General features: G+C 41.2%; 19 protein-coding genes and 1 pseudogene. 12 read left to right on the top strand and 8 right to left on the bottom strand.

Annotated features, from left to right (window positions below):
- Nucleotides 1-28 precede the first annotated feature (28 nt).
- Nucleotides 29-391 carry a hypothetical protein gene (locus tag H6G96_RS13770; RefSeq protein WP_190911973.1) on the bottom strand — a complete coding sequence of 121 codons (363 nt, stop codon included), beginning with the start codon at nucleotides 389-391 and terminating at the stop codon, nucleotides 29-31.
- A 744-nt stretch (nucleotides 392-1,135) separates the two neighbouring features.
- Here H6G96_RS13770 and H6G96_RS13765 point away from each other — a divergent pair.
- The 7 genes from H6G96_RS13765 (at nucleotide 1,136) to H6G96_RS13735 (ending at nucleotide 8,793) form a co-directional block, all read left to right on the top strand.
- Nucleotides 1,136-2,446 carry an efflux RND transporter periplasmic adaptor subunit gene (locus H6G96_RS13765; protein ID WP_190911972.1) on the top strand — a complete coding sequence of 437 codons (1,311 nt, stop codon included), beginning with the start codon at nucleotides 1,136-1,138 and terminating at the stop codon, nucleotides 2,444-2,446.
- Nucleotides 2,447-3,099: 653 nt separating this feature from the next.
- The gene (locus H6G96_RS13760; RefSeq protein ID WP_190911971.1) at nucleotides 3,100-3,558 is read left to right on the top strand and encodes a hypothetical protein; all 459 of its coding nucleotides are present in this window, start codon (nucleotides 3,100-3,102) and stop codon (nucleotides 3,556-3,558) included.
- A 286-nt stretch (nucleotides 3,559-3,844) separates the two neighbouring features.
- Nucleotides 3,845-4,585 (top strand): SDR family oxidoreductase, encoded by a 741-nt coding sequence (locus H6G96_RS13755; protein WP_190911970.1) that lies wholly within the window; start codon nucleotides 3,845-3,847, stop codon nucleotides 4,583-4,585.
- A 96-nt stretch (nucleotides 4,586-4,681) separates the two neighbouring features.
- Entirely contained in the window at nucleotides 4,682-5,782 is a 1,101-nt protein-coding gene (locus H6G96_RS13750) for an alkene reductase (RefSeq protein ID WP_190911969.1), read from the top strand.
- A gap of 23 nt (nucleotides 5,783-5,805) precedes the next feature.
- On the top strand, nucleotides 5,806-6,444 hold the full coding sequence (locus tag H6G96_RS13745) for an antibiotic biosynthesis monooxygenase (protein ID WP_190911968.1): 639 nt from the start codon (nucleotides 5,806-5,808) through the stop codon (nucleotides 6,442-6,444).
- Nucleotides 6,445-6,768: 324 nt separating this feature from the next.
- On the top strand, nucleotides 6,769-7,503 hold the full coding sequence (locus H6G96_RS13740) for a rubrerythrin family protein (RefSeq protein ID WP_190911967.1): 735 nt from the start codon (nucleotides 6,769-6,771) through the stop codon (nucleotides 7,501-7,503).
- Between the two features lie 96 nt (nucleotides 7,504-7,599).
- Complete coding sequence (locus H6G96_RS13735; RefSeq protein WP_190911966.1) at nucleotides 7,600-8,793, top strand: MFS transporter; 1,194 nt, start codon at nucleotides 7,600-7,602, stop codon at nucleotides 8,791-8,793.
- Between the two features lie 12 nt (nucleotides 8,794-8,805).
- Here H6G96_RS13735 and H6G96_RS13730 read toward each other — a convergent pair whose 3' ends face one another.
- From H6G96_RS13730 to H6G96_RS13715, 4 genes are all read right to left on the bottom strand, one after another.
- Entirely contained in the window at nucleotides 8,806-9,381 is a 576-nt protein-coding gene (locus tag H6G96_RS13730) for a TMEM175 family protein (protein WP_190911965.1), read from the bottom strand.
- Nucleotides 9,382-9,505: 124 nt separating this feature from the next.
- Entirely contained in the window at nucleotides 9,506-9,841 is a 336-nt protein-coding gene (locus H6G96_RS13725; protein WP_190911964.1) for a XisI protein, read from the bottom strand.
- A 35-nt stretch (nucleotides 9,842-9,876) separates the two neighbouring features.
- Nucleotides 9,877-10,536, bottom strand: coding sequence for a Uma2 family endonuclease (locus H6G96_RS13720; protein ID WP_190911963.1), 660 nt, complete (start codon nucleotides 10,534-10,536; stop codon nucleotides 9,877-9,879).
- Between the two features lie 150 nt (nucleotides 10,537-10,686).
- The gene (locus H6G96_RS13715) at nucleotides 10,687-11,322 is read right to left on the bottom strand and encodes a transaldolase family protein (RefSeq protein ID WP_190911962.1); all 636 of its coding nucleotides are present in this window, start codon (nucleotides 11,320-11,322) and stop codon (nucleotides 10,687-10,689) included.
- A gap of 236 nt (nucleotides 11,323-11,558) precedes the next feature.
- Between H6G96_RS13715 and aqpZ the strand changes: the two genes are divergently transcribed.
- The 4 genes from aqpZ (at nucleotide 11,559) to H6G96_RS13695 (ending at nucleotide 15,718) form a co-directional block, all read left to right on the top strand.
- Nucleotides 11,559-12,257, top strand: a complete 699-nt coding sequence (aqpZ, locus tag H6G96_RS13710) for an aquaporin Z (protein ID WP_190911961.1) — start codon at nucleotides 11,559-11,561, stop codon at nucleotides 12,255-12,257.
- 185 nt (nucleotides 12,258-12,442) lie between these two features.
- Nucleotides 12,443-14,968: a sigma 54-interacting transcriptional regulator gene (locus H6G96_RS13705; RefSeq protein ID WP_190911960.1), complete on the top strand. Its 2,526-nt coding sequence runs from the start codon at nucleotides 12,443-12,445 to the stop codon at nucleotides 14,966-14,968.
- Nucleotides 14,969-15,019: 51 nt separating this feature from the next.
- A complete protein-coding gene (locus H6G96_RS13700; RefSeq protein ID WP_190911959.1) occupies nucleotides 15,020-15,202 on the top strand; it encodes a hypothetical protein in 183 nt (60 codons plus the stop codon).
- 261 nt (nucleotides 15,203-15,463) lie between these two features.
- Entirely contained in the window at nucleotides 15,464-15,718 is a 255-nt protein-coding gene (locus tag H6G96_RS13695) for a hypothetical protein (RefSeq protein WP_190911958.1), read from the top strand.
- A 533-nt stretch (nucleotides 15,719-16,251) separates the two neighbouring features.
- On the opposite strand, the gene H6G96_RS13690 is transcribed toward H6G96_RS13695, so the two are convergent.
- Nucleotides 16,252-18,468 carry an SBBP repeat-containing protein gene (locus tag H6G96_RS13690; protein ID WP_190911957.1) on the bottom strand — a complete coding sequence of 739 codons (2,217 nt, stop codon included), beginning with the start codon at nucleotides 18,466-18,468 and terminating at the stop codon, nucleotides 16,252-16,254.
- Nucleotides 18,469-19,419: 951 nt separating this feature from the next.
- On the opposite strand from H6G96_RS13690, the pseudogene H6G96_RS41365 reads away from it, so the two are divergent.
- A pseudogene (locus H6G96_RS41365) lies at nucleotides 19,420-19,608 on the top strand (hypothetical protein); the annotation flags it as partial.
- Nucleotides 19,609-19,943: 335 nt separating this feature from the next.
- Here the strand turns inward: H6G96_RS41365 and H6G96_RS13680 are convergent.
- Both H6G96_RS13680 and H6G96_RS13675 read right to left on the bottom strand, forming a co-directional pair.
- Nucleotides 19,944-22,160 (bottom strand): SBBP repeat-containing protein, encoded by a 2,217-nt coding sequence (locus H6G96_RS13680; RefSeq protein ID WP_190911955.1) that lies wholly within the window; start codon nucleotides 22,158-22,160, stop codon nucleotides 19,944-19,946.
- Between the two features lie 48 nt (nucleotides 22,161-22,208).
- On the bottom strand, nucleotides 22,209-23,786 hold the full coding sequence (locus tag H6G96_RS13675; RefSeq protein ID WP_190911954.1) for an MFS transporter: 1,578 nt from the start codon (nucleotides 23,784-23,786) through the stop codon (nucleotides 22,209-22,211).
- Nucleotides 23,787-23,792 lie beyond the last annotated feature (6 nt).

Below are 23,792 nucleotides of genomic sequence, written 5' to 3'. Positions count from 1 at the left end.
TTGCATCTACGTTAAAAAAATTGACTGCTTATGCAAGAGATTTTAAACGAGTAACTGTGCTTTTGCGAATGCGATTGCTCTTGCGAACACCACCAGCCATTTCATATTGACTGCTGTCTTTACCGTATTTTGCTGCTACCGCCAAGAGCATCATTTCACACAAACTGCCCAAGCTTTTTTCTAGCTGTTCAATATCAGTTTTGGAAGCATCAATCACAGATAGTGCAGTGTTATAACTATCAATTTTAGTACGTAACTGGTCAATTTGTTGTGTGAGATTGTTTAAGTTTTTAGCATCCCCAAAATCTATTTGTGGATCGATAGCTTTTAGTCCAGACAATCTTAACTGAGCTTTTTCTAAAACGCGAGATGCACGCTTCTGACGAGGCATAATTTTTTTCTTGTAAAGTGTTGTAGTATTATTCTGTCTTCAAAAGGCTGGATTATGGTTCAGCAAAATTCGCAGAAAATCATGTTTTTTCTGAGAAGATTTTGTAAAAAATTAAGTAATTATTCTGAATTTGTGTCTCACTGAAGGGCAGGGGGCATTGGGAAGAGGACTTGGGGACAAGGAGAATTGGGGATAAGGGGAAAGACTTGTTGCAAGAGTTCTCAAAAGTCACCTTGTCCCCTTGTCCCCCTGTCCCCTGCTCCTTTTCCTCTTTTTTGACTAACCACAGTCTTAATGTTATCTACAAATATTTTTATATTTGTGACAAATATCGTAATGTTCTTTATAAAATGCGGAATGTTAATAAGAAACATCAAGCCGTTGGTCACAAACGTCGTGATGTTTTCTATGAATGACGTAATGTTAATAAGCAACGTCAAGCTGTTAGTTACAAATATCGTGATATTAATAAACAACGTTAAGCTGTTGGTTACAAATATCGTCATTTTCTCTATGGATGGCAAGATGTTGGTAATACAAGTTATTTTGCCAGAGCAGATTCCTATATTATCTTGCAGGAATTGACCTTTCGGTAGATTTAGGTGGAATCATCAAAATTATATATTTGGATGGGATAACATATAATTTGCAACAAAACCTCATGCTAAATCAGTAATTTTCATATCAACAGATGAAATATTGATTTAATTCTAGTTAATTTGTTCCTTAAATTCCTCATAAGCCATGACATCCCCTGAGCCTCAAACTGATTTTGGAGACAAAGCTCCACAAACACCATTTGAGCCACCTTCTGGAAAACGGCGGTGGCTTTGGGTTTTAGCTGCATTACTATTGTTAGGGGGCGGAGCAGTTTTAGTTTGGCGTTTGTTGACTCCACAAAATTCAGCACCTTCAACTGCTAATGCTCAACTTCAAGGGGTAAGAGTCAAAATATCAACAGTACAAAGCGGTATTATTGAGGAAAGTTCAGATTTTATTGCTAGCCTCAAGTCCCAGCGCTCAGTCACGCTCCAGCCGAGGATTCAGGGCCAAGTTACCCAGATATTTGTCAAATCGGGAGATCGAGTCGCAGCAGGAGCGGCAATTCTCCAAGTAGATCCTATCTCACAAGCAGGTGTTAGTAGAAGCAATGCTATACCTCAAGGATTTTTAGTGCAACTGGAAAATGCCCGCGCCATACTCAAATCTCTAGAAGCACAACGACCATCCTTTGTTGCCAATGTGCAATTGTACCAGCAGAACTACGAAAAGTTTGTTACCCTAGCTGAAGAAGGAGCCGTATCTCGACAGACTCGCAATCAGTTTGCTGATCGGCTTGCCAATGCTAAAACTAATCTTGATGCAATTGATTCCAGGATTCAAGCACAACGAGCCAACATATTGCAGGCTGAACAAACTTTGCAACAAGCTAATGTAAATATTCCACAACAAGGGAATCTCCAGTCTGACAAAATGATCGCTCCCTTTAGTGGCACTGTTGGCAACATTGCTGTGAAAGTAGGTGATTTAGTTAACACTTCCACACCATTAGTTAATATCACGCAAAATCGACCTTTAGAAGTCAATATTTCTGTGCCATTACAGCAAGGGCCCCAATTGCGTAAGGGAATGCCAGTGGAAGTTATGAACGCACAAGGTCAAAAACTAGGTAGAAGTAGAGTATTTTTTATTGCACCTAGTGCTAGTAATGAAACACAAGGAATACTGATAAAAGCACTTTTTGATAACCCTAACGGTCAGTTACGTGCAGATCAATTGGTAAGGGCTAGAGTATTCTGGAATCAGCGCCCCGGAATTTTAATCCCCACAACTGCAATGACTCGTATAGGGGGAGACACTTTTGTTTATGTTGTTGAAACAGAAACATCTCCCCAAGGTGTATCCCAACAAGTAGCTCGGCAAAAGCGAGTGAAGCTAGGCGAGATCAAAGATAATCATTATCAAGTTATTGAAGGGTTACAGCCAGAAGATAAAGTTATTATCTCAGGATTGCTTAATCTTAGGGATGGTGTTGCGATCGTTCCAGAATATTAATTAAAGGGAGTGGAGGATAAGTTGTCAATCTTGTCTTGTACCAATACCTACTCAAGAGCGTTAACTATAGCAGTTTTGGTGCCCTACGGGTACTACGTTGGAGAACTCGTAGAGTAGCCGCTCCACATCTTTATGTGGAATAAACTTCGCTTTGACGCTTATTCTTCTCTCTCAAAAAAAGTATTTATAATGATATAATTCGTTTTGTAAATCGTAATTAGGCTATAAATATTCATGTTATCGAGTATTTAATTAAGCTTTAAAGAAAAGATAAAAACGAGCGATGCTTTTAAATAGGGTCCGTAGACATCGTAGGCTGAAAATTTGTGTTTCCAACCTCGGTTATGAGTAAATTTTAAGCGCCATTATTTATTAACAAATGGTTAATAACCTTATACCAATTTTTTATGAGGCTGCATAGAATTTGATCCCCTCTAGCCCACGCCAGTCGCTCCACTTGGGGAGACCCCAAGACCGCGCTGGCTCCCCTTAATAAGGGGGTAATCAGAAAAATCTCTCAAAGTCCCCCTTTTGAAAGGGGATTTAGGGGGATCAAGATATATGCAACTTCACATTAAATTGGTATTAGCTTAAGCTGTCACCAATGGGCAAAGGCAAGCAATTACTTAATTACGTAAAACAGGCAACCAATTATGTCAGTGCGAATGATTCAATCTAAATGTGGTTTATTTTTAACTTGTTTACTTGGGCAAATAATGTTGTTTGCTGCGCCAGTACAAGCTGGAGTGGAGGGCAAAAGCTACACTGTCAGCGTTAATTCGAGTCTAGGAGATAATTTTACTGCTTGTTTTCAATTTAACAGCAATGGTACCTTACGCTTTCTTGGGCAAAACGCTACTTATACTACTTCTAATGGTAACAATCAGGCAACTTGGAGAGCAGTCACCCCCCCTTCAGCATTAGTAAGTATCGCACTTAACGGTCAAGTAATAGGAGATTTTGTTTCAGCTCCAGGGATAAGTGGTAGTGGGATGAATTCCAATGGAACTACTTTTACTTTAAATGGAACACTCTTACCTAGTCCAACCTGCCCGCTAAGTCCATCAAATCTTCAATTTGGCGGAAGTCGAGAAAATCTCTTCTTAAAATAATGTAATCTACGCAGATTTGATAAATTAGATCAGCTTTTGGTTGAACATATTCAACAAGATTCGCCAAGCTGCGTCAAACTTTAATCTGCCGTGAAGAGAGCGTACTTATCCTCAGATATTGCAAAATATTTCTATTTCTCCCGCCTGGCAATTACTTGAAGTCGCTGGCGGGATTTTCGCTTGCATGAAGTTGGCATTTTACCAGCGATCGCTAAATTTAACCTTGATACAGTATCTTAACAGCAGATAATGACTTTGGTTCACCAAAATAAAACCAGATTAATTTATGGCATCAATAGCCGGAAAAGTTGCAATTATTACTGGTGCATCGCGGGGAATTGGACGAGCGATCGCACTAAAATTAGCTGGTAACGGCGCATCTATTGTCGTTAACTATGCGGGTAATGCAGGCAAAGCACAGGAAGTTGTTGCAGAAATAGAAAAGTTGGAAGTAGAAGCGATCGCTGTACAAGCTGATGTTAGCAAAGTACCCGACATTCAACGGTTATTTGAGCAAACACTTGAGCGTTTTGGTAAAGTCGATATTTTGATCAACAATGCCGGAATCGCCCTCTATAAACCAATTAGTCAGGTAAGTGAAGAAGATTTCGATGCGATTTTTGCCATTAACGTCAAAGGCACTTATTTTACTTGTCAACAAGCCGCGCAACACATGGCAGAAGGGGGGCGGATTATCAACTTTTCTTCATCAACTACGGCGATGATGCTGCCAACTTATAGTGCCTATGTCGGAACCAAGGGTGCTGTTGAACAAATCACACGGGTACTAGCTAAAGAATTGGGTTCAAAAGCGATCGCAGTTAATGTTATTTCTCCTGGCCCCACCGATACAGAAATGTTTCGAGAAGGCAAAACACAAGAACAGATAGATCGTTTAGCCCAAATGGCTGCTTTTGGCAAACTAGGAGATGTGCAAGAAATTGCCGATGTAGTAGCGTTCCTCGCTAGCGACGAAGCCAGATGGATCACTGGGCAAAACATCCGTGTAAACGGTGGAATCGCATGAGGCGATTGAAGCTTTCCTCATAAAACCAATATTCCCCGTTTCAAAACCTCAGCCAGTAATGTATAACGCCGTTAATCTACTAATGAGATTTCAGCCATGAATTCCAATATAAATCTTTTTACACCAGTTCAGCTTGGCCCTTACACCTTACCAAACCGGATCGTAATGGCACCGATGACGCGTTTGCGGGCAATTGCAAGCATCCCAAACTCGCTGATGGCAACTTACTACGCCCAACGGGCCAGTGCTGGGCTGGTTGTTACTGAATGTACAATGGTTTCACCTCTAAGCTTAGGATACATCAACTGCCCAGGAATTTACTCAGAAGAACAAGTGGCAGGATGGCAGTTGACAACTAATGCAGTACATGAACAAGGGGGCAGAATTTTTTTGCAACTTTGGCATTCTGGGAGAGTTTCTCACTCGGCTTTATTAGATGGAGAGTTACCAGTTGCTCCTAGTGCGATCGCTGGAGTTGGCTCACTCCATACACCCATAGGTAAAGTATCGTTGGAAACTCCTCGTGCTTTAGAAACCCAAGAAATTTCCGAGATTGTCGAGCAATTCCGTAGAGGTGCAGAAAATGCCTTGGCGGCTGGTTTTGATGGGATTGAACTTCACGGTGCATTTGGCTATTTAATCGATCAATTCCTCCAAGATGGCTCGAACCAGCGCACAGATGAGTATGGCGGTTCAATAGAAAAGCGCAGCCGATTCCTCTTAGAAGTTGTGGAAGCAGTCGCTAGCGTTTGGGGTGCAAACCGTGTTGGGATCAAACTTTCACCAAGTAATACTTTCTACGGGATGCATGACTCCAACCCTCAAGAAACTTTTAGTTATGCCATCAACGCTCTTAACCCCTTTGGACTTGCTTATCTTCACCTGATGGAACCGAATGAAGTCGATTTAGCAACCCGCGAAGTTATGAACCCCGTAACACCTTACTTCCGCAAAATATTCCAAGGTACTTTGGTTACCAATGGTGGCTATGATCGCCCAACAGGAGATAGTATTCTGACCAGCAACAATGCAGATTTAGTTTCCTTTGGCAAGTTATTTCTTGCAAATCCTGACTTACCAAAACGCTTAGAACTTAACACACATTTGAACACCCCAGATCCAAAGACATTTTATGCTCCTGATGCAACAGGATACACTGATTACCCATTTTTAGAATCATCTCTAAATCCAAAATAAAATTCTTTTAAGAGGTCTACAAAATGCCTATTATAGCCAAGAACAACGATGTAATTACAGTCATAGTTATCTTTGCAGTCGAACCTGAACGTCAGCAGGAATTGATAGATAACATTGTGGAATTTCTCACAACAGTGGTAAAACAGCAGCCTGGGTTTATCTCATCCAGCATTCACAAAAGTATAGATGGCGTGCGGGTGATGAACTATGCCCAGTGGAAAACTCAGGAAGACTACCAAGCATTTGTAAACAATTCCGAAATCCAAAAGCTAGGAGCAAAGGTTTTTCAGTTTCAGATCCACGAGTCCCATGTCTACGAAGTCGTCGTTTCCCTGCCAGATGATGCCACACTTAAAATTACCAAAGGTGGTTTGATTCACCTTGCAGAATTCCGGGTAAAGCCAGAAAATCAGCAACGCTTGGTGGAGTTGGAGAGGGAATACCTACCACTTGGATTACAAAATCCAGGACTTATATCTGGAAATTTTCACCGTTCCCTGGATGGCGTACACAATGTCAACTATGGTCAATGGCGTAGTTTTGCAGATTTCGAGGAACTCCTCAAAGATCCAAAGTATGCACCCTTAGCTGAATATTGGCAAGGTCTAGCTGAAAACGAGTTTCATCTCTACGAGGTTGTTTTCACCGAACCTACTGATTAATTAGAATTTAAGTTAGTCAGCTGATGCGTGCCTAAATTGTATAAACACTCTTTACGACCGTTAACTGTTGACGGTTAACGGTTATCAGTCATCAGTCATCCTTTTTGCTAGAAACCTCAAGTGTATATTCAGAATAAAATTTGTCAGATGCAAAAGTTTTCAGTTTTATAATTGTCCAAGAGCAGCTCACAAAACGGGTTACTAAATATGAGCCAATCAACTTTGTATAAAACGTTTCTAAAATTGTACAAAGAATGGTTCATCTATCCGGTTGTAGAGTCTGTATTTTCATGATAAACATCACTTTGCAGGCATCCAAAAATTATGGATTTGTCCAACTTTACTACACTTCAAAACTTAGAAGCTGCTTTCGGTGGTGAATCGATGGCAAATCGCAAGTATCTGTTTTTTGCAGATGTGGCGCGTCAACTCGGGTTTACAGACTTGGCGAAACTTTTTAAAGAAACAGCAGACCAAGAAACCGAACACGCTTTTGCACATTTTAAATTGCTGCATCCAGAACTTGTGGTAGAAGATTCGGCTGCTTTAAGTGATGAACAAAAACGGGAAATTGTATCTCGCTGTTTATCTTTGGCAATTGAGGGGGAGACTTACGAATATACCACAATGTATCCAGAATTTGCCGCAGATGCTCAACGCGATGCCTACGGCGGGCAGAGCCAACGCGACAATTCTGCGGCTGAAGAATTTCTTAAACAAGCTAAAGAATCTAGCGATCATGCCGACACATTTCGGGAAGCAGCACACCGTTTTGGGTTGTTAAAATTTATCGAAAATTACCACGCCGATCGCTACGCTGAAGCCTTAGAAGTATTAAATGGAGGACAAACAGCAACCAGAGTTGCAGGTGAAGATGCCAAAACTCGGAAATGGATTTGCAAAAAATGCAGCATGATTTACGATCCGGTTGCTGGCGATCCTGATTCGGGAATTGCACCTGGTACACCTTTTGAAGAAATTCCCGATGACTGGGAATGTCCGATTTGCGGTGCTAACAAAAAAACCTTTAAACCATTTGAGGAAAAAGTTGCAGCTTAAGACGACAATCAATTAGGCACTCTTTTTTGCACATAAACGCGAAGCCTCTTAAGAGATGCTTCGCGTTCTTGATTATTTATACACCAAAGTAAAATCATGAATTCACCAGAAGATAACAGCCAATTTCAACGACAGAGGCCAATTTATCTAGAGCTAAATTTTCAGATTATTTGTGCAGTTGCATTGATTGCTGTTATTGGAGTTTCTAGCGTGACTCCGGCTTTTCCCAAGTTAGCCAAAGACTTAAATATCAACCCGAAAAATTTAGGTTTATTGATTACAGCATTTACATTCCCATCTCTGATTTTAGGGCCAATTATTGGTATTCTTGCCGATAGATGGGGCAGAAAGAGAATTATTATTCCTTCACTGTTTTTATTTGGCATAGCTGGTACAGCCTGCGCCTTTGCTCGTGATTTTAATTTATTGCTATGGTTGCGTTTGCTGCAAGGAATTGGTGCTGCTTCTTTGCTTTCTCTGAGTATCACCTTAATTGGCGATTTATACACAGGAGACAGACGAATTGCTGCAATGGGTTACAATGCAAGTATTAGCAGCGTCGGCACATCAAGTTATCCAATAATTGGTGGTGCATTAGCAACAGCAGGCTGGTATTATCCCTTCATGCTGCCAATATTAGCGATTCCTCTTGGGTTACTAGTTTTGTTTGCACTCAAAAATCCAGAACCAAAAGGCGATCGCAACCTTCAACAGTATTTAAGTAATGCCGTCAAAGTTCTAAAAAATCGTCAGCTATTTGGACTTTTTATTGCCAGTGCGGCTAATTTTGTGTTTCTTTATGGCGCTTACGTTACCTATTTACCACAGTTAATTAACGATACTTTTAAAGCGCCGCCTACGATTATTGGATTGCTACTTTCTAGTGTTTCTGTAGCAATTACTATCACAGCATCCCAATTAGGTAGATTAGGTAGAAGATTTAGTGGCACAAGTTTAATTAGTGCATCTTATGTTTTTTATGCTTTAGCTATGTTAATAGTTCCCTTTGTGTCAAACATCTGGTTACTATTAATCCCTAGTACAATTTTTGGTATTGGGCTTGGTATTGGTTTTCCTACTATCCAAACACTTTTAGCAGATTTAGCACCAAAAGAATATTTAGCAACGATTATATCCGTAAACGGAACATTCTATGGATTAGGACAAACATTAGGGCCGTTGTTAATGGGCTATGCCTTTGGTTTTGGCGGAATTAATAGCGTATTTTATGCTGCGACTGGTTTTGCATTTCTGATATTTTTTGTATTTAGGTATTGCACTTGTAAGTAATTCGTAATTCGTTTAAAGAGTAAGAGTATTCTCAATGCGACGGTCGGGGATGAGCCACATAACTGCAACCAGAACGTATAGTATACAGGCAAGCCATGAGTTCACAAAGGCAAGTGGAATTGCCACTGCATACAACACCATCGATATTTTTCCTTTGAAATCTCGACCCACTGCGATCGCTAATGTCGAATCGCTGCCATGATGAGAAATTAGGGTGCGGGTAAGGATGAAGTAAGCGATCGCAGACAACAACAATACCGTGCCATAAAGTGCTACTGGCATAGCAGCAAAGCTATTCTCACCCATCCAGCCAGTGACGAAGGGGATTAGCGACAACCAAAATAGCAAATGCAGATTAGCCCAAAGGATATGCCCATTAACGTGTCGGACTGCTTGTAAGAGATGATGGTGATTGTTCCAGTAGATGCCGAGAAAGATAAAACTCAGCACATAGCTGAGAAATACTGGAATCAGGGGACGCAGCGCAGCTAAATCAAACCCATGCGGCACTTTGATTTCCAGCACCATAATGGTGATGATAATGGCAATCACCCCATCACTGAATGCTTCTAACCTCCCTTTACCCATTTACGCATTCCTTTTTATTTACTTGAAAGTAAGTTGTGACACTCTGCACTTTATCGTACCAAGTAGTGGTCGTTGATGAAAATTGTCTGCGCGGTGATCCTTGATATGCTATCGTTGCTTTCCTTTAAGCTACTCCATACCCTGTATACGGACGCTTATACGGCGGATGTAAACCCAGAATAATATTTTCTTTCGGCACGCCAATTTCTACTAATTCTCGCGCAATATCTACATCAGTCATATTGCGCTGAATCCAAATCTTTCCATCTTTAATATCCAAATGGATGATACAGTTGTAAACTCGTTTAAGTCCCTCCCAGCCAACTTCTAAAAGCTGGTAGTGGTCATGTTCTGTATCAAAGACAAGCTGAGACTCAATATCTGAATTACCACTCTCAAAAGTAGCGTGAGACATTAATATTTGGCGTATGCTTTGGCGATACTGTTCTACTCTTTCCATTCGACAATCACCTCCTGAAAGCGATCGCACAATATTTAATTCTCACTTGCCAATTTCTGGCGCAATTCCCGAATAGCAGCGCTAGTATTACGCTCGTAGGCAATTTTTAAAGACTCTGTAACTACCTCTGACACATTAATGTTAGGGAAATAGCGGCTACTGGTTTCAACAGTGTAGACATCGCCTTGCAATCTGTAAATCACAAGCTGGTTTTTCCTGAACAACCAAACTTCTGGTACTCGATAAGGCAGGTAGTCATTGACATCGGTGTAGCTGGTGATGTCTATCTCCACCACTAAATCGGGTGATGGATCAACACCCCAATTAATGCGGTTTTTCCCTGCAATCGCTTGCCAGTTATCAATATAAAAACAGTAGTTTGGTTCTATACCACTTTTTTGTGGCAGTTCCATTGTGATTGGGGTAAATGCTTCGTATTCTCGTCCCAGATGATAAAGTAAAACTTTGACTACATCTGCAATTACACTTACTTTACGCCCATGTTCTGGTAGCGGTGCCATCAAAAGAATTTCTCCATCTCGATACTTAATGCGAGGAGAAGAGCGATGTCTACGACGGGCTACGCCTACGCCTAGTTGTTCATTCAGTGCTTGATAGTCTTGCCAACTTCCGGGTAGGCGTACTACTGCGCCTGGAGGTAAATGGATTGTATCGGGTGTGACAACAGCAAACATAGAACTGAACCTCCATCTTCACTGTAAGAGTTAAATATCAGCTGCTGCGGCTGAAAAATACAGCAGCGACAATAATTAAACCTAAAAGTGCCAAGGGAACCCAAAGATTAGGGACATCTGACAAACTCATATTTAATTACCAATTACGAATTATCTTAAACCGATGCCTCCTTTAGCGAATTCTTCAACAGTTTTCTGTGAGAATTCGTGAGTAGCGATCGCTTGCAACATTGCCAATGGTAAAGTCAAATGATCCGCCCCGGCTTGCAATGATGCAGCTGCTTCTTCGGGAGATTTGATACTAGCTGCCAAGATTTCCGTATCACTGCCTTTGAGTACGCTAGCCATATCTCGCACCAAAGCAATACCATCACCTAACAACCTCGTCGCACGATTTACATAAGCTATGGCAATTTTAGCTCCCGCTTCCCGTGCTACTGCTGCCTGTGCTGCACTGTAAATTGCTGTCACCGAACAGGTAATTTCTGGTGATAGACTCGCCACCACTTCAAAACCTAACGGTGTTGCCGGAATCTTCAAAATTGTTTGTGAACCAATAATCTCGAAAGCTTTTCTACCTTCAGCTAGCATCCCGGCTTTATCAGCTGCCACGAGTTGATAGTATAAGGGGCCATTTGTCAAGGCAACCAATTTTTTGAGTGTGGTTTCTGGTGGCGTATCGCTTTGAGACAACAGCGTGGGATTGGTTGTAATGCCTTTCACCCATCCCCAAAGCTTAACAACTTCAGCTTCAGATGCGATCGCTGAGTCTAGATATAGTGCCATAATTTCTCCCGATCTATTCCCCAATATTAATATGCAATAGCTGCACATGAGTCGTGACAAGTTACAGCAGTTTTCAATATGGATAAATTTAATTTCTGCTCAAGTTTGTCAATCAGGCAACCAACAGTATATCGTTACGTTTTATACTTAATAATCAAGAAGCGAGTATTTATCTTAGTGTTATTCGGCTAATGTATACAAGTATCAATTACGTCTAGCCAGTTATAGCATTTCTCATGAATCGTTACTCGTTAGCCAAACGATGTTTTGCAGAAGCTCTAGGTACAGCTTGGTTGGTTCTAATGGGCGTGGGTACTGCGGTTATTTCTGGTACAGTACCTTGGGTTGGAGTTACTGGGGTGGCGATCGCTTTTGGCTTAAGTTTGTTGACTGCTGCCTATACTTTTGGGTCGATCAGTGGATGTCACATCAACCCGGCCGTCACAATTGGTTTTTGGGTAGCCAAGCAATTTTCTTTCCGAGACGTTTTGCCATATATAGGAAGTCAAGTTCTCGGCGGAATTTGGGGAACTACTATCCTATTTTTGATTTGCATGGGCAAGCCTGGGTTTACAACAGCCAACTTTGGTTCTAATGGGGTGGGAATTCACTCCCCTGGTAACTATAGCTGGTGGGCTTGTGCATTAGCCGAATTGATTGTTACCTGTGGATTTGTGCTGTTGATCTTAAGCGTCACATCTTCTCCCGTTTTCAAAGTGTCTGCACCCATACCCATAGGTTTAGGGCTTACCTTGGCGCACCTGATCCTGATTCCGGTGACAAATGCTAGTGTTAATCCTGTGCGATCGCTAGCCACAGCTGTCTTTACTCGTGATTGGGCATTGGCTGACCTTTGGATTTTCATTGTGTTTCCAATTTTGGGTGGAGTTTTGGCGGGTATGGTCGCCCGATGGCTGCAAGAACCAGACATTTAACTAAGAGGAAGGGGAAAGCATTCTCCTCTTTTCTCTTTGCTCCCTTGCCTCTTTTTCTATAACTACTCATAACTTCACTGACACCAATTCTGTATTGTTACGCATCGACCGCTAGATACAGATATTTTGACCTAGTTTTCAAGGGATAATTCGTTTTATACAGCAGCCTATACGGAGAAATTAATATGACATCTCCAGAAATGGTTACATGGCTACAAGAACGCAGTACTCTAGGAATTCTTTCACATGAGGTGTTAAATGCGATCGCTCAAGTAATTGAAGAACAAGTAGTGAGTGCCAAAACTGATTTAGTTAGGGAAGGCACTCGTCCAGAAGCCCTTTATATTCTCCAAAAAGGTCAACTCGAAAGCAATAGCACCAATAAAACTAACCCAGCCTTTGCTTGTGGATTTCTCCCCGGTGCAGTGATTGAACTCAAAGAATTGCTGTTGGATGAATTAACTCCATTCACAATTACTACAGTAACTGAATGTAATTTGTGGGTTGTACCCGGTGATAAATTTCGTGAATTAGCCACTCAATACCCCGAAATTGCTCAGGCTTTTTCTCGCCAATTGGCTCAAGAATTAGCTCAGGCAACATCTGCACTTGGCTATGAACAAGAACGTTCTGTAGCTTTGCGACCATATTTAGTCACCAAAGCGCAACGCGGAATTGTCGGTACAAGTCGCTATGCCATAAGGCTACGTGAGCAAATTCGTTTATCGGCTGCTGACCGCAAATCAGTGGATATTTTTGGAGAACCAGGGTTAGAAAAAGATAATATAGCAGCCCTCATCCACTTTGGTTCTCCAAAACGACGAGAACCAATTATTAAAGTAAATTGCGGTATTCTGCAAACTAGCGGTGCAGATTTATTCGGTCGCGCCGGCGGTAAACCAGGATTGTTGGAATGGTTGGGAGAAGGTACTTTAGTTCTCAACAACATCCAAGAATTGCCCGAAGAATTATTACCTCCCGTGACACAGTTGCTCAAAACTGGCACATATACCCCCGTTAGCCGTTCTGGAGAAGCAGCAACTGAACCTCGTCCCAGTAAAGCCAGAATTTTGATTGTTTCAGAAAAAACTCAGCCGACAATTGAACGTTGTATCGGTCACATTATTAAAGTCCCACCGCTACGGGTGCGGAAAGCTGATATTCAGGCACAGGTAGAATATTATACTAGTCTTTACATTCGGGCTAGAGGCATTCCTAAACCGCACATCACCCCAGAAGCTTTACGTCGTCTCCAGTCTTATGATTTTCCTGGCAATCTCAAGGAATTAAAAAATCTCGTAGAAAGAGCGATTGTGCAAGCGGAGGGTGCTAATGAATTAACAGAAGAAATTTTCTGGCCAGCCGAAACGAAGAAAAAACGATTTCGGGTGAATCTGTTAAATGCCTATCCTCGTTTGCGGCGATTTTTGCGTAGTCCCTGGTGGCCTGATCGCATTAACTATGGTTTTACTGCAACGGCTTTTGCGATTATAGTTGCAGTCTTATTTATTGGACCGCAAACCCGCGATCGCAATTTCGTATTAAATCTATTTTGGGCTTGGTGGTGGCCTTTCTTCCTATTTCTCTTTCCCTTTTTGGGTCGTATCTGGTGTTCTGTTTGTCCTTTCATGATTTACGGGGAAATTACCCAAAAGTTATCTCTCTGGCTGTGGCCTCGACAACTCAAGCGCTGGCCTAGACAGCAAGCTGAAAAATGGGGCGGATGGTTCATGTTTGGTTTGTTCTCCCTAATTTTCTTATGGGAAGAACTTTGGCATTTAGAAAATACTGCCTACCTGAGCGCTTGTTTGCTACTGTTAATTACTGCTGGAGCGATGATTTTCTCTGCGATTTTTGAGCGGCGATTTTGGTGTAGATATCTTTGTCCCATCGGCGGGATGAATGGTTTATTTGCCAAACTCTCAATGACGGAACTCCGCGCCCAGCAAGGGATTTGTTCTGCCAGTTGCACCACCTATCAGTGTTATAAAGGTGGACCGCAAAAGGGCGAAGGGATGGAAACTAATGGATGTCCTTTATACTCGCACCCAGCGCAGTTAGAAGATAATAGAGATTGCGTACTGTGCATGACTTGCCTTAAAGCCTGTCCCCATCGTTCCGTCGAATTCAACTTGCGTCCCCCTGGGATTGAACTGTGGACAACTCATGTACCCCGCACCTATGAAGTAGCATTATTGTTTTTGCTATTGGGTGGGATATATCTGCATCGCTTGCCAGAATTGCAATCTTGGTTGGGGCTAGAACTGGATTTAACTCAGTTTTGGCAGCATTTGGGATTATCGCTGCTAGTGTTAATTATGCCAGCGATTTTTATCTTTGCGGCTTATGGCTTACTACAACTGTTCAACTTTAACCGTAAGTCTCGCACATTTGTAGAACTTGCCTATGGCTACCTACCATTGGTGTTAGGGGGAAACTTGGCTCACTATCTGCGTTTGGGCTTAGGCGAAGGTGGGCGGATTTTACCTGTAACCTTTGCTACTCTTGGTTTGAGTGATGAACAGTTGCCAATATTGGTTGCTCACCCGGCTGTCATTGCCTTTTTGCAAGGTGCAACGATAATTTTCTCAGTGTTACTGACTATATTATTAACGCAGAAAATTGCAAAGCAACCACTGCGATCGCTCCTTTGGCAACACCTAGCAGCGATCGGGTTGGGAGTTAGTATGTGGGCGATTATTGTGTTTTGAGCTTCACAAATCCCCTCCTCGCTTGCGGGGAGGGGTTGGGGGTGGGGTGCAATGACTGTGAGAATTGTAACTAAGGAATGCGGACATGGTATAACCGAGTTCGCGATCGCATCTGTGTTCGTACCCGCTATTACACCACCAGCCAACGAACCCGTTAGTGTTCTCCTTTCTGGAGTGGGAGAAAAAGCAGTTTTAAAGCAAGCGATCTGCTGTATTTTACCAGACGCGTTGTAAGTTTAGAAATTTTGTTACAGGTGAATCAAAAAGCGCAGTAGCCAAAGCAAGAAAAGCATACGCGATCATTATTAAGTAAGAAGCTTAGACAGTTAACTTTTTATGAACTGGATGAGTTATTTCTATCTTCTTACAGTAGCCGTATAAGTATATTTCTAATTATAATATTAACTTCTTCTGGAATTTGGATTTTATAATCTGTAATTACACGTAGAAAAATCAAGTTTAAAACTTTTAATAAAAATTGTGAGCAACAAACTAATGACACAAAACAACTCGCAAGACAAAGATAGCTTTCTTTACCCTCGTAGCCGATACTATGGTAAATTCCAGCCAGAGACTTTAGCATTTAATGCCAACCTCCAAGAATTTGCCCAAAAAATTAGTTACATCACTTGCCTAGAAACAGGCGGAAAACTTTCTCCAGAAGAAGCTTACCAGCAAATAAGGGTGCTTTGGAAACAGTTGAAGCATAGCAAGAAAGAACTGGCTATTGGTAGAGATCAAGAAATTTAAGCTTTGAATAATGATGTGCGAACTATTTCAAGCAAGTTTTATCTAGTTTTATTCTTACTAAAGTTATAAAAGGAGGTTAGCCCAGTTTATATATTCTTGCTAAAATTTTGTATCCTAGCTCACAATTATATTTAAAAATGAGCATTCCTTTTGAACAATGTTGATGCTAACAGCAGCTATTATCGTCCTGATTAATAGTTTTGTTGAGCTGAAATTAGTTTACTAATGTTTAAGTTTCTTAAAGAAGTTGGTGATTACGCCAAGTACACCTTTCAACGCAAAACCGGGGGAGGGAAGAGGGTTATTGTTTGGTAATTCTCCTCTCCCCCCTGCTCCCCCTTAAGATTTGACCCAGCGATCGCATTTGTTAGCCTGGAGCGATCAGGAGCAAATCCAGATTCAACCCATCGGCAATAATGCTACATGGTTTTCCATTATTGAAGTTGCCCTACTATCTTTCCCCTCAATTTCTAGCTACGGTGTACACACAAGTATTGCCCGCATAGGTTTCAACTCTTCTTGCGCTCCTAAATTTAACCTTTCAAAAAGTTCAAATCATCATTCTTGAGGAAAGAGGCATTGCCGCTAGAAACTCCCCCAGACAAGACTGAAGCAAAAGAGTTTGGCTCATCAGGGTTAAATATATTACCCAGGTTAGAAGTGAATTGTCCATAGCTGAATGGAGTGATGTTCGTATCGATTCCCTCAGCCGGGTTAATAATATTATCACCACTAGGCAATTCTTCGTTAATCAGAAAATCATTACTAATATCAATGGTGGAGATTGGACCAGGATCGGCAATGCTGATAATATCCTTTGAATCGCCAGTATATTTTTGCAATTTTCCGTTATTTGCATTAAGTTCAGCTACCCAGGCATCTACACCCGAAGCTTTAACCCCAGTATTATTAGTTCCCAACAAGCCATCAGTAAATCCTGTAACGAACAGCTTACCAGTATCGTCAGCAGTCAGACCTGTGGCATAGTCAAGCCTCGACTTGCTGCCAAACTGTTGAATCCAGTCATTTGCGCCATTGGTGTCGAACTTTGCTACAAAGGCATTATAAGCCGTATCTTTGGTACCTTTTCCTAACTTACCGTTAGAATATCCTGTCACGAAGATGTTGTCTTGTGAATCAATCACCATGTCAGCTAAGTAAGTGCCATCATCGTCTTTAGAGCCAAACTGTTTAATCCACTGCTGAGTCCCATCTGGGCTAAATTTGGTGAGCCAAACATCGTAAGACCCGATTTTGCTACCCTTCTTATCCTTTGTACCTAAATCGCCGTTAGTCCATCCTGTAGCGTAGATATTACCCTTACTGTCGGTGTCAATAGCCCACGCAACTTCAAGACCCTCATTTTTACTTCCAAATTGTTGAACCCATTCCACCTGACCAGTAGGATTTACCTTTGTCAGCCAGGCATCATACTTCAAAAGAGTTTGAGATGGATTGGACTCTTTTATTAGGCCTTGAGTCCAGCCTGCGGCGTAGGAGTTACCATCCTTATCGACGGTAACATCGTAAGTTTCGTCAAAAACAAAATTCCCAAGCGGCGTAGACTTCCCAAGCTGCGTAAACCACTCTTGATTACCATTGGTATCAAGTTTAGTTATCCAAGAATCATCTTGAACAGCAAAATTGAATATCTCTAGATTTTTATTTTCCTTAATTGATAATCCTGATAAGTAGACATTGTTTGCTTGATCTACATCTAGACCAAAGGAGCTATTGGAAAAACCATCGGTCACATTAGTTCCAAACTGCTTACCCCACAACTGGTTGCCATTGGTGTCATATTTAGCCACCCAAACATCAAGCTCGTCTGATTGCTTGGATGAAAACAAGCTACCTCCCGTGTCTCCCCCCAAGTAAAAGTTACCGTCCTTGTCTGTGACAACGGAATAAGCTTGGTCAGAATTGGAAGTGCCAAACTGCTTACCCCACAGCTTGTTGCCTTTGTTGTCATATTTGATTACCCAGACATCTGTAGAGCCATTAGCAGTTCCTTCTAAAGGCCCGGTAGTTGAGCCTGTTACATAGACATTGCCCGAAGGATCTGTAGCAGTACTAAGACCAACATCGATACCAGTAGTCCCTAATTGCCCAATCTTTTTTTGCGCTGCTTTTTTTGCTGGTTTTTCACCGACAAACTGAAAATATTTATCTGTTAAACTTAAATCTACTTCTGGTTTTGAAATCACATAAGCAACCAGGTCAGGCAATCCTTGTTGTACCGAAAAGATCGCCTTGCCATAAAAAAGTTGTTCGACTCCTTCAACCTTTAATCCATTAACTTCTACCAATCGATAATCTTCTGCTGTACCGTTGAGGCGGATGGTATCTTGAACGGAGCTAAAATCATAAATGACAGCGAACTCGTTTAAACCAAGAAAATTTGTGGTAAGTAGGGCATCTGGAGTACCACTATTTGAATAGTAAGGCTGATATTCATCTCCAAGAACAAATGTGTCTGCTCCTACTGATGGGATATTTTTATCTAGGATGGATAATGGATTACCTTGCTGAATATCAAGAATAACTCCGTATTCTTCTGGTGAGTTATCAAATAGATCACCAAACAAAAAATCAATATTTTGTTTTTGATTCTTGCTTATATCAGGAATGTCACTGTAAATAGTATCATTCCCTGCACGACCGAAAAGGGCTTCAGAATTTGTAAATCCTCCTAAAAGAATATCGCTAGCCGGTGTATATAATGCAACTTTAAGTTGAAAATCATCCACTTTGTTAAGTCCTTTGTTTCAAAGATTTGAATTTTCTAAAAACGGAAATCATAGATTTGCTACTAATTTCCATTAGTTCGTGTAAAGACGCTTCAAAAATTTACCTATTTTCTCTTTTTCTGTTTGTATAAATCAGGAAATTTCTAGTAAATTATTTGACTAGGTGCAGATAGAGTATGATAAAGTACAGGGATTGAGAACCTAGAACAATCATTAATTCATAAAGTAATATTCCTCAAAGAGATGTTCCTATGCAGTCAATATCTATGCTCAAATAAACATGGTGAAGCTATCTTATAGTACGTGCAGTACTATAATGCTTTGTCTGCCCTAAGCTAAGTTATCCTGCGAATATGCAACGCTGAAGATTTAATTAAATCCTGGCACAAGTCCACTATGCCAAAGAAACATTAGAGCCTCATGTCTTAGTAAAATATGCTTTATTTATTGCAAAAGCAAAAACTTTAAATTGATGCTCCCTTTTCAAAGAAAGTGTAATCGCAGATAAATGAAATAATTAACTTAAAGGAAAAATTTTTCAAAAGTGTACAGGCTTAAATCAGCGTTTTTCTACGAACGAAGCAGTTGTTAGTAGTATTGTAAATTCATACTTAGTCTGTCAAGGCATTATCAATAGTTCATCAAAACTTTATAAAAAACCTAGATAATTTCCTATGTAAAAGTAAAACATTTTATGATATGTTATCGGACAGCAAATACCTGCTAGAAGACTCAGACAAAAGCAAAAAGCAAAAAATAAAGGGCTTTCCATCAAACTCGCACTTTACTATTTATTTTTCTAAGTAGTTATACCAATCCTGTATGAAGATCCGTTAAACCATGTTAGGACTGAAGTATAAGAAAGAAAAACGTAGACGCAAAGTGGCTTGTTGCAAGCAAGCGTAAAGAACGCATACTCTTACGGAGAAGGAGACTCACACTTAACGCGATAGGTTTAGAGACATTGCCAATTTGTTGACGGTGGTGCAAACTTAAGGCAGCGTGTTGAGCGGCTTTGCCGACTTGAAGCAATTGCCGTGTCGTCATCAAGGCAGGTCTGTGATTGATTTTTTTGCAGAAGTATTACTGGCTGAGTTTAATGATTATCAGTCTCGCCCGTCCTTGCTTGTTAAATTTTAGACCTGAATGTTTACTGGTTGTCTGCCAAAGAAAGACGCTTTCAACAATGGCTGAACCACAATATAAGCAAACAGATCATTCAGGATGCACTAAAAAATAATGTAGCAGTAGGAATTGAAGACTTGTCTGATATTCGAGAAAGAAGCAAAAAAAACCATGAGTTCGAGCGTCTACGCTCAAACTCATGGCTTTTCAGTTGAATCAGGGTTCTATATTTTCTCTGATGATAATGAAGTCGCCCTAGTCTCTTTCTTTAAGAGGGGAAGAGAGGAATTATTGGCGGTTCGGTTAAAAGTTAGCTGAACAAATGTCTGATGCTACTTGCGTCTCCAAATTTAACCTTTCAAAAAGTTCAAATCATCGTTACTGAGGAAGGGAGCATTACCACTATTAACTCCCGCAGACAAGACTGAAGCAAAAGAGTTTTGGGTAGTAGGACTGAATATGTCGCCAAGCTCAGAAGTAAATTGCCCATAGCTAAATGGATCATAGTTTCTATCCAGCCCCGCGTCCGGGTTAATAATATTATCACCATTGGGCAATAGCTCGTTAACCACAATATTACTACTGATATCAAGAGTGGAAATTGAGCCAGGATTGGTAGTGCCGAGGACATCCTTAGCCAGCCCATCAAATTTTTTCACATCTCCCTTTTCTGCATCAACAATAGCTAGCCAAGCGTCCACAGATGTACCATTACTCCCAGTAGAGGTAGACCCTAAATACGCATCAGTAAATCCTGTCACAAACAGCTTGCCAGTATCGTCAGCAGTCACACCTGAAGCGTAAGTAACTTTTGTTTTGCTGCCAAGCTCCTGAAACCACTGATTTGTGCCACTCGTGTCGAATTTGGCGATAAAGGCATTAGTTGTTTGTTTAGCAGTTTTTGTGTCTGCCTTCGGGATAGAATTTCCGGTGATAAAGATGTTGTCTTTGGCATCAATCTCGATGTCACCTAAGTAAGTGCCATCATTACCAGTTGTGCCGAACTGTTTAGTCCACTCTTGAGTGCCATCGGGACGAAATTTAGTCAGCCAAATATCGCTATTCTCTATTGTTTTAACCTTTGTGGGATCTGTGCCTATATTGCCAGAAGTCCATCCTGTAGCGTAGATATTGCCTTTGCTGTCGGTGTCAACAGCCCAGCCCACCTCAACACCTTCATTTTGACTGCCAAATTGTTTAACCCACTCTACCTCACCGTTGGGCTTGACCTTCGTTAGCCAAGCATCGTACTTCAATAAATCTCTTGATGGGTCTGATTCTCGAACTAAACCTTGAGTCCATCCGGTAGCGTAACTGTTGCCATCTTTGTCAACAGTCACATCATAAGTTTCATCAAAAAGAAAATTCCCTATTGGTGTATCTTTTCCTAGCTGTGTAAACCACTGCTGGTTGCCCTGATTATCGAATTTAGTGATCCAAGAATCATCCTGAATCGAAAAATCTAAGATGTCTCTTCTGGTATTTTCTTTAATTGATAAGCCCGATAAATAGACATCACCCGAAGAATCTACATCCAGACCAAAGGAGCTATTAGAATAACCATCTGTTACATCAAGGCCAAACTGCTTACCCCACAATTGGTTGCCATTGCTATCATATTTAGCCACCCAAATATCAAGTTCAGTTGATTGCTTGGCTGAAAACAAGCTACCGCCTGTGTCTCCTGCTAAATAAAAGTTACCTTCTTTGTCTGTAACCACAGAATAAGCCTGATCTGAATTGGAAGAGCCAAATTGTTTGATCCACAATTGGTTACCAACGTTGTCATACTTAGCTACCCAAATATCTGTAGAACCCTGATTAGTTCCTGCTATTGGCCCTGTAGTATATCCTGTAATGTAAACATTTCCAGCAGCGTCTGTATCAGCAGCAGTACTAAAGTCAATACCTGTAGTGCCTAACTGAGCAATCTTTTTGGATTCTGGTTTCTTTGCTGGCTTTTTACCGATAAAATCGAAATATTCTCCCTTTAAATCTAACTCCACTTCTGGTTTGGAAATTACATAAGCAACCAAATCTGGTAATCCCTGTTGTACTGAAAATATAGCCTTGCCATAAAAGAGTTGTTCGACTCCTTCAACCTTTAATCCATTAACTTCTACTAATCGATAGTCTTCGGCTGTACCGTTGAGGCGAATGAGATCATTAGTGGAGTTAAAATCATAGATGACGACGTACTCGTTCAAACCGAGAAAGTTAGTCGTCAATAAGGCATCTGGAGTACCGCTATTTGTATAGTAAGGCTGAGATTCATCTCCAAGAATAAATTTGTCTGCTCCCACTGATGGGATATCTCTGTCTAAGATCAGTAATGGATTACCTTGCTGAATATTCAGGATAATTTCATACTCTTGGGGCGAGTTATCAAAGACATCGCCAAACCAAAAATCAATATTTTCTTTTGGACTGGTGCTGGAACCAGAAGCTTCACCATAGAAAGCATCATTTCCCCCGCGACCGAAAAGGGCTTCATAATTTGAAAAACCACCTACAATTATGTCGCCACCAGGTGTATATAAGGAGACGTTCAGTTTAAAATCACTCATTTTTTTATTCCTTTCTTTCAAGAATTTAGATGTTTGCTAATGGATCTATTAGTACCTCTTGTAAATCCCTTTATCACTTTGAGGTTCACTTACAGAAAGCAGGGAATCATTGACAGCTGGTTTTAAAGTTTGCTGAACAAACGCCAGAATTAAAAATGCTCCAATTAGTAGGGCAAGACTAGCTATGAGTACAGCTGTGTGTAGACCTGAGACAAACCCGTTACTAATCGCTTGACGCACAGCAAGCTCAGAAATGTTGGCGGGAAGGTCGTTAGGAATATTAACTCCACCGTGCAAAGCATCAGCAATCAACGTTTTTTGGATATTTTCAGGTACACCCCAGGCAGAAAGCGATCGCACCAAATCTGAAGTTAACTGTTGGGCAAGAATGGTTCCGATTAAAGCAATTCCCAAAATACCACCGAGCAGATTACTGCTATTAAGTATCGCTGAAGCAATCCCTCCCTTGGTTAGAGGTGCAGAACTTATAGCTGCTGCTGCTAGAGGCGAGACTGCCAAGCCACTACCAAAGCCACATAAAACGAGGTTCCACATAACTGTTACATACTCTGTATCTGCATTGGCTCGGATGAACGACAGAGTAGTTACGCTCCCCATAGTCAATCCTGCCGCGATCACATAGCGCCACCCAAACCGAGCAGTCAACCATCCCGAAGCCAGCGATGCGATGACAAAAGCTCCATTCAACGGCACAAAGCACAAACCCGCCATTGTTGCTGAATAGCCTTGCACTTGTTGTAAAAATAAGCTGAAGATGAACAGCAAGCTCAAAAAAGTAAAGAATACTAAAACCGAAACAAAATTGACTACAGCAAAGGTTTGATTTTTAAACAACTGTAGTGGCAGCATTGGGTGGCTACTGCGGGATTCCACAATCAAAAATGCTATAAGGCTGAACCCGGCAATAGCCAACAGCAAGACAATCAGCGGCGAGTGCCATACTAGGTTGTTGCTCTCAATTATGGCGTAGGTGAGCGAAGCCAAAAAAATTATACTCAATAGCAAACCAGGTACATCAAGACGCTGCTGCGTTAAATTTTTACTTTCTCTAACAACACTGCAAGTCAACACAAAGGCGATCGCGCCGACTGGTACATTAAAAAAGAATATACTCTGCCATCCCCAAATATCTACAAATACTCCGCCAAGGGCAGGGCCAGTAATGAGGGCAATTCCTGATACCGCAGACCAAATACCAATAGCTTTAGCTTTCTCCTTCGGATCAGGGAATGTATCTCCGAGGATAGATAAAGAAGTCGGGACTAAAGCAGCAGCACCAATTCCTTGAAGAAATCGCCCACTAATCAAAATACCTAAACTAGGAGCAAAACCACAAACTATAGAGGCGAAAGTATAGATTACCAATGCTGTCAGAAAGACTCGCTTACGCCCAAAATTATCTCCTAACGCACCACTCGGTAACGCTAAACTAACCGCAGGTAGGGTATTGGCATTAATAATCCATTGCAACCCTGATACATGAGAACCAAAACTAGCCTGAATACTGGGAAGTGCTACATTCAAGGAGGTATCGTCGGTATTAGACATGAAGAGGGCGAAACACATTGCCGCCAGCGTCATCGCTTTAACACGCGCTTGATTCATGTCTGC

The sequence above is a fragment of the Nostoc sp. FACHB-892 genome, assembly GCF_014698795.1.
In the GTDB taxonomy this organism is placed as follows: Bacteria; Cyanobacteriota; Cyanobacteriia; order Cyanobacteriales; family Nostocaceae; genus Nostoc.
This window is presented reverse-complemented; position numbering and strand designations above follow the sequence as displayed.

Excerpts from the sequence above, each read along its gene's own strand:
- H6G96_RS13770 (WP_190911973.1), bottom strand. The coding sequence starts at position 391 with ATGCCTCGTCAGAAGCGTGCATCTCGCGTTTTAGAAAAAGCTCAGTTA.
- H6G96_RS13765 (WP_190911972.1), top strand. The coding sequence starts at position 1,136 with ATGACATCCCCTGAGCCTCAAACTGATTTTGGAGACAAAGCTCCACAA.
- H6G96_RS13760 (WP_190911971.1), top strand. The coding sequence starts at position 3,100 with ATGTCAGTGCGAATGATTCAATCTAAATGTGGTTTATTTTTAACTTGT.
- H6G96_RS13755 (WP_190911970.1), top strand. The coding sequence starts at position 3,845 with ATGGCATCAATAGCCGGAAAAGTTGCAATTATTACTGGTGCATCGCGG.
- H6G96_RS13750 (WP_190911969.1), top strand. The coding sequence starts at position 4,682 with ATGAATTCCAATATAAATCTTTTTACACCAGTTCAGCTTGGCCCTTAC.
- H6G96_RS13745 (WP_190911968.1), top strand. The coding sequence starts at position 5,806 with ATGCCTATTATAGCCAAGAACAACGATGTAATTACAGTCATAGTTATC.
- H6G96_RS13740 (WP_190911967.1), top strand. The coding sequence starts at position 6,769 with ATGGATTTGTCCAACTTTACTACACTTCAAAACTTAGAAGCTGCTTTC.
- H6G96_RS13735 (WP_190911966.1), top strand. The coding sequence starts at position 7,600 with ATGAATTCACCAGAAGATAACAGCCAATTTCAACGACAGAGGCCAATT.
- H6G96_RS13730 (WP_190911965.1), bottom strand. The coding sequence starts at position 9,381 with ATGGGTAAAGGGAGGTTAGAAGCATTCAGTGATGGGGTGATTGCCATT.
- H6G96_RS13725 (WP_190911964.1), bottom strand. The coding sequence starts at position 9,841 with ATGGAAAGAGTAGAACAGTATCGCCAAAGCATACGCCAAATATTAATG.
- H6G96_RS13720 (WP_190911963.1), bottom strand. The coding sequence starts at position 10,536 with ATGTTTGCTGTTGTCACACCCGATACAATCCATTTACCTCCAGGCGCA.
- H6G96_RS13715 (WP_190911962.1), bottom strand. The coding sequence starts at position 11,322 with ATGGCACTATATCTAGACTCAGCGATCGCATCTGAAGCTGAAGTTGTT.
- aqpZ (WP_190911961.1), top strand. The coding sequence starts at position 11,559 with ATGAATCGTTACTCGTTAGCCAAACGATGTTTTGCAGAAGCTCTAGGT.
- H6G96_RS13705 (WP_190911960.1), top strand. The coding sequence starts at position 12,443 with ATGACATCTCCAGAAATGGTTACATGGCTACAAGAACGCAGTACTCTA.
- H6G96_RS13700 (WP_190911959.1), top strand. The coding sequence starts at position 15,020 with ATGACTGTGAGAATTGTAACTAAGGAATGCGGACATGGTATAACCGAG.
- H6G96_RS13695 (WP_190911958.1), top strand. The coding sequence starts at position 15,464 with ATGACACAAAACAACTCGCAAGACAAAGATAGCTTTCTTTACCCTCGT.
- H6G96_RS13680 (WP_190911955.1), bottom strand. The coding sequence starts at position 22,160 with ATGAGTGATTTTAAACTGAACGTCTCCTTATATACACCTGGTGGCGAC.
- H6G96_RS13675 (WP_190911954.1), bottom strand. The coding sequence starts at position 23,786 with ATGAATCAAGCGCGTGTTAAAGCGATGACGCTGGCGGCAATGTGTTTC.